The organism is Candidatus Erwinia dacicola (genome assembly GCF_001756855.1).
In the GTDB taxonomy this organism is placed as follows: Bacteria; Pseudomonadota; Gammaproteobacteria; order Enterobacterales; family Enterobacteriaceae; genus Erwinia; species Erwinia dacicola.
This window is the reverse complement of sequence record NZ_MAYS01000053.1, coordinates 1-5415: the sequence shown is the minus strand read 5'-3', so window position 1 is coordinate 5415 and position 5415 is coordinate 1. Positions and strand designations below refer to the sequence as shown.

Below are 5415 nucleotides of genomic sequence, written 5' to 3'. Positions count from 1 at the left end.
CCATCGTTACGCTGGTCGAACGTAAAAGCCGTATTTATCTGACGAAGAAGGTTTTTTCTAAAGACTCTGCCGAAGTTGCCGCCGCTATTATCTCGATGCTGAGTGGCTATAAGGACGTCTGTCACACAATCACGTTCGACAACGGCAGGGAGTTTACCCGGCACAAGGAAGTCGCTGACGCGTTGGAAGCGGAAACCTACTTCGCTCATCCATATGCCTCGTGGCAGCGCGGGCTAAAGGAGAACACCAATGGGTTGTTGAGGCAGTTTATCCCGAAAGGAACTGACCTGACGGCAGTGACGGATGACGAGCTCCGCAAGTACCAGGGAGCACTGAATAGCAGGCCACGGAAATGCCTTGGGTTCCGGCAACCTTCAGTGGTCTTTGTAGAGCTAAAACAGGCGGCTTAGCGTTGCACTTCGAACTTGAATCCGCCCACACCTGATGCCCGTCCTAGTATTGATACTGATAGCGGGTATTAAAACGGCGCTGGTCGCTGTGGTAACCAGCTGGCTGAACTGATGCTGCAATATAGTCGGTGGTTAGCATCTCTGCCGGGCTGCCCGCCATGCGGCCGGGAAAATAGGTGGTGATGTGACGTAACTGCTATTCTGCTATGCAGTCGCCCTTAAGGCTTGCTGCATGGGCTGGCAAACTGAGGCCGCAGCAGAACAGCGCTCCCAGACGCAGGAGAGTGAACATTTGGCGATCCTTAATCGTCATCACGTGACGTGATGTGCGAAAATATTTACCGGGCTAGTATGAAATTGTGAAGTAGGTTACATAATTTTAATCTCTCTGAAAGCCCTCAAATATCATCCGTTAAGCACATTTTGTTCGCTGCTTTACTAGGACGTTATTCCATTCAGTAACTACTCATTCCAATTAGTAATTTCATAAGCTTGCTGGCCGGGACGTATAGTCCCTCTAACTTAATGTGTTTAAGACAGGGTTCACGTGGATTATCTCCCTTTATTTGCTGATATCAGGCAGAAGCCGGTGCTGGTGGTTGGAGGCAGTGGTGTTGCTGCGCGCAAGATTGAACTGTTGCGCCGCGCCGGAGCACGCGTGCAGGTGGTCTCACAACGGCTGTGTGAAGAGCTGGCGGCGCTGGAGGCCAGCGGCAGCATTGAATGGCTGGCGACAGAGTATCAGGCCGCGCAGCTCGACCGGGTATTCTTGGTGATCGCCGCAACCGACGACGGCGATTTAAACGGCCAGGTTTTCCTCGATGCGACAGAGCGCCATCTGCTGGCTAACGTGGTGGATGACCAGCCGAAGTGCTCGTTTATCTTTCCTTCTATTGTTGACCGCTACCCGCTGGTGGTGGCGATCTCCTCCAGCGGCACGGCACCAGTGCTGGCACGCCTGCTGCGCGAGAAGCTGGAAGCTCTGCTGCCCGCCAACCTCGGCCAGATGGCAAAAATAGCCGGGCAGTGGCGCCGCAAGGTTAAAGCACGTTTTAACATGATATCGGATCGCCGCCGCTTTTGGGAAAAGGCGTTTAACGGCCTATTTGCCAACCAAGTGGCTTCCGGCAACGTCGAGGGGGCAAAGCGCACGCTTGACCAGCAGCTAACCGCCTCGGAAGCGTCTCAGGGCGAGATTATCCTCGTCGGCGCGGGTCCCGGCGACAGCGGTCTGCTGACGCTGCGTGGTTTGCAGGTGATGCAGCTGGCAGATGTGGTGCTGTATGACCATCTGGTCAGCGATGATGTGCTCGACCTAATGCGCCGCGATGCCCATCGCATCTGCGTAGGCAAACGTGCTAATGCGCACAGCGTATCGCAGGAAGAGACCAACCGTCTGCTGGTGAAGCTGGCGCGCCAGGGTAAACGCGTGGTGCGCCTCAAAGGCGGTGATTCGTTTATCTTTGGCCGCGGCGGCGAAGAATTGCAGGCTGCGATGGCCGCAGGCATTCCCTTCCAGGTAGTGCCGGGTGTCACCGCAGCAGCGGGTGCCACCGCCTATGCCGGGATCCCGCTAACGCACCGCGATTACGCACAGAGCGCCCTGTTTATTACCGGCCACTGCCGTGCAGATGGTGAGAGGATGGATTGGCCTTCGCTGGCCCGCGCCAGTCAGACGCTGGCGGTCTATATGGGAACAATGAAAGCCGGTGAGATTTCCAGCCAGCTGATCGCCCACGGTCGCGACCCGCACACGCCTGCGGCGGTAATCAGCCGCGGCACCCGTCAGGACCAGCAGGTTCTGATCGGCACCTTACAACAGCTTGAAGAACTGGCACGCAACGCCCCAACTCCGGCGCTGTTAGTGATTGGTGAAGTGGTCAATCTGCATCAGCAGCTGGCGTGGTTTCAATATTCAGCGCAGCAGGATGGTCGCGAGTCCCCCGTTGTGAATTTGGCTTGAGGAAAAGTTATGGATCAAAAACGACTCACTCATCTGCGTCAACTGGAAGCGGAGAGTATCCATATTATTCGCGAAGTGGCGGCAGAGTTCGGCAACCCGGTGATGATGTACTCCATCGGTAAAGACTCATCGGTGATGCTGCATCTGGCGCGTAAAGCCTTCTACCCGGGTACGCTGCCTTTCCCCCTGTTGCACGTTGATACCGGCTGGAAATTCCGCGAGATGTACGAGTTCCGCGACCGCATGGTGAAAAGCATCGGTGCCGAGCTGCTGGTGCACCGTAACCCGGAAGGAATGGCGATGGGGATTAACCCGTTCGTCCACGGCAGCGCGACGCATACCGACATCATGAAAACCGAAGGGCTGAAGCAGGCGCTGGATAAGTACGGCTTTGATGCGGCCTTCGGCGGCGCGCGCCGTGACGAAGAGAAGTCACGCGCCAAAGAGCGTATCTACTCCTTCCGCGACCGCTTCCACCGCTGGGATCCAAAAAATCAACGTCCTGAGCTGTGGCACAACTACAACGGCCAGATCAATAAAGGCGAAAGCATCCGCGTGTTCCCGCTCTCTAACTGGACCGAGCTAGATATCTGGCAGTACATCTTCTTAGAAAACATTGAAATTGTTCCGCTCTATCTGGCCGCCGAGCGCCCGGTGCTGGAGCGCGACGGTATGCTGATCATGATCGATGATGATCGCATTGACCTGCAGCTGGGAGAAGTGATCGAGCACCGCATGGTGCGTTTCCGTACCCTCGGCTGCTGGCCGCTTACCGGGGCGGTGGAGTCAGAAGCGCAAACACTGCCTTCGATCATTGAAGAGATGCTGGTCTCCACCACCAGCGAGCGCCAGGGGCGCATGATTGACCGCGATCAGGCAGGCTCCATGGAGCTGAAGAAACGTCAGGGTTATTTCTAAGGAGCCGTAATGAACACTATCATTGCACAACAGATTGCCGATCAGGGCGGCGTGGAAGCTTGGCTGCACGCACAGCAGCACAAAAATCTGCTGCGTTTTCTCACCTGCGGCAGCGTCGACGATGGCAAAAGCACGCTGATTGGGCGCCTGCTGCACGATACGCGCCAGATTTATGAAGACCAGCTCTCCACGCTGCATAACGACAGCAGGCGTCACGGCACCCAGGGCGAGAAACTTGACCTTGCGCTACTGGTAGATGGCCTGCAGGCCGAGCGCGAGCAGGGCATCACCATTGACGTGGCGTACCGCTACTTCTCCACCGAGAAGCGCAAATTTATCATTGCGGATACCCCGGGCCACGAGCAGTACACGCGCAACATGGCCACCGGTGCCTCAACCTGCGACCTAGCAATCCTGCTGATCGATGCGCGCAAAGGCATGCTGGATCAGACGCGCCGCCACAGCTTTATCTCGACGCTGCTGGGCATCAAACACTTGGTGGTGGCAGTCAACAAAATGGACCTAGTGAACTACAGCCAGGAGAAGTTTGAGCAGATCAAACAGGACTATCTCTATTTCGCGGCGCAGCTGCTGGCCAATCTTGATATCCGCTTTGTCCCGCTGTCGGCGCTGGAAGGCGAAAACGTGGCGTCAGCCAGTACGCAGATGAACTGGTACAGCGGCCCGACGCTGCTGGACGTGCTGGAAACCGTTGAGGTGCAGCGCGTGGTAGAGCAGCAGCCCATGCGCTTCCCAGTGCAGTACGTCAACCGTCCGAACCTCGACTTCCGCGGCTATGGCGGAACGCTGGCTTCCGGCTTGGTGCAGGTGGGGCAGCGGGTGAAAGTGCTGCCGTCCGGCGTGGAATCTTCCATTGCGCGCATCGTCACCTTTGATGGCGATCTGGAGCAGGCGGCCGCTGGCCAAGCGATTACCCTAGTGCTGAAGGATGAAATCGATATCAGCCGTGGCGATCTGCTGGTGGCGGCCGATGCCGATCTCAAGCCGGTACGCGGCGCGTCGGTTGACGTGGTGTGGATGGCGGAACAGCCGCTGTCACCGGGCCAGAGCTTTGACATCAAAATCGCCGGTAAAAAAACCCGCGTGCGCATCGAAAATATCCAGCATCAGGTGGAGATCAATAACCTGACGCAGCACGTTGCCCAACAGCTGCCGCTAAACGGCATTGGCTTGGTCGATGTCATTTTCGATGAGCCAATGGTGCTCGACGCCTATCAGCAGAACCTGGTAACTGGCGGGATGATCTTTATCGATCGCCTGAGCAACGTCACCGTTGGCGCGGGCATGATCCGCCAGCCGCTGGCAGAGGCCGTGCCGCAGCACAGCGGCGATTTCAGCGCCTTTGAGCTAGAGCTGAACGCGCTGGTGCGCCGCCACTTCCCGCACTGGAGTGCCCACGACCTGCTGGGCGGTAAGTAATATGGCGCAGCATGATGAGAATGTGGTGTGGCATGCCCATGCGGTGAGCCGGGAGGAGCGCGAGTCGCAGCACGGTCATAAGGGCGTGGTGCTGTGGTTTACCGGGCTATCTGGCTCCGGTAAATCTACCGTGGCCGGGGCGCTGGAGCAGGCGCTGCACCATATCGGCGTTAGCACCTATCTGCTGGACGGCGATAACGTACGCCATGGCTTATGTCGTGATCTCGGCTTCAGCGATGATGACCGCAAAGAGAATATCCGCCGCGTCGGTGAAGTGGCAAATCTGATGGTGGATGCCGGGCTGCTGTTGCTGACGGCGTTTATCTCTCCGCACCGCGCCGAGCGTCAGATGGTGCGTGACATGCTGGGGGAAGGGCGCTTTATCGAGGTGTTCGTCGACACGCCGCTGGTGATTTGTAAAATGCGCGATCCGAAGGGGTTATACAAAAAAGCCCGTGCCGGAGAGCTGCATAACTTCACCGGAATTGACTCGGTGTATGAAGCACCAGAGCCTGCAGATATTCATCTTAATGGCGAACAATTGGTAACACAATTAACCGTTCAGTTATTAGATCTGCTGCGTCAGCGAGATATCATCCAATCCTGAGATGGCTATGGTCAACGCCCTTGCGGGCTGAGGAATCTCCAGAAAAACGAGACAGGTATAGCGTTATGTGATCTACT

At 56.8% G+C, this 5415-nt stretch carries 5 protein-coding genes; all 5 read left to right on the top strand.

From position 1 onward, the window contains the following. Positions 1–410: IS30 family transposase (locus BBW68_RS01240; RefSeq protein WP_148127489.1), on the top strand; the 410-nt coding region annotated here is incomplete at its 5' end. Between the two features lie 547 nt (positions 411–957). Then, positions 958–2373 (top strand): siroheme synthase CysG, encoded by a 1416-nt coding sequence (gene cysG / locus BBW68_RS01235; protein ID WP_070133667.1) that lies wholly within the window; start codon positions 958–960, stop codon positions 2371–2373. 9 nt (positions 2374–2382) lie between these two features. Further along, the gene (gene cysD / locus BBW68_RS01230) at positions 2383–3291 is read left to right on the top strand and encodes a sulfate adenylyltransferase subunit CysD (RefSeq protein ID WP_070133666.1); all 909 of its coding nucleotides are present in this window, start codon (positions 2383–2385) and stop codon (positions 3289–3291) included. A 9-nt stretch (positions 3292–3300) separates the two neighbouring features. Further along, positions 3301–4731: a sulfate adenylyltransferase subunit CysN gene (gene cysN, locus BBW68_RS01225; RefSeq protein ID WP_070133665.1), complete on the top strand. Its 1431-nt coding sequence runs from the start codon at positions 3301–3303 to the stop codon at positions 4729–4731. Between the two features lies 1 nt (position 4732). Beyond that, positions 4733–5338, top strand: coding sequence for an adenylyl-sulfate kinase (gene cysC / locus BBW68_RS01220; RefSeq protein WP_070133664.1), 606 nt, complete (start codon positions 4733–4735; stop codon positions 5336–5338). Positions 5339–5415 lie beyond the last annotated feature (77 nt).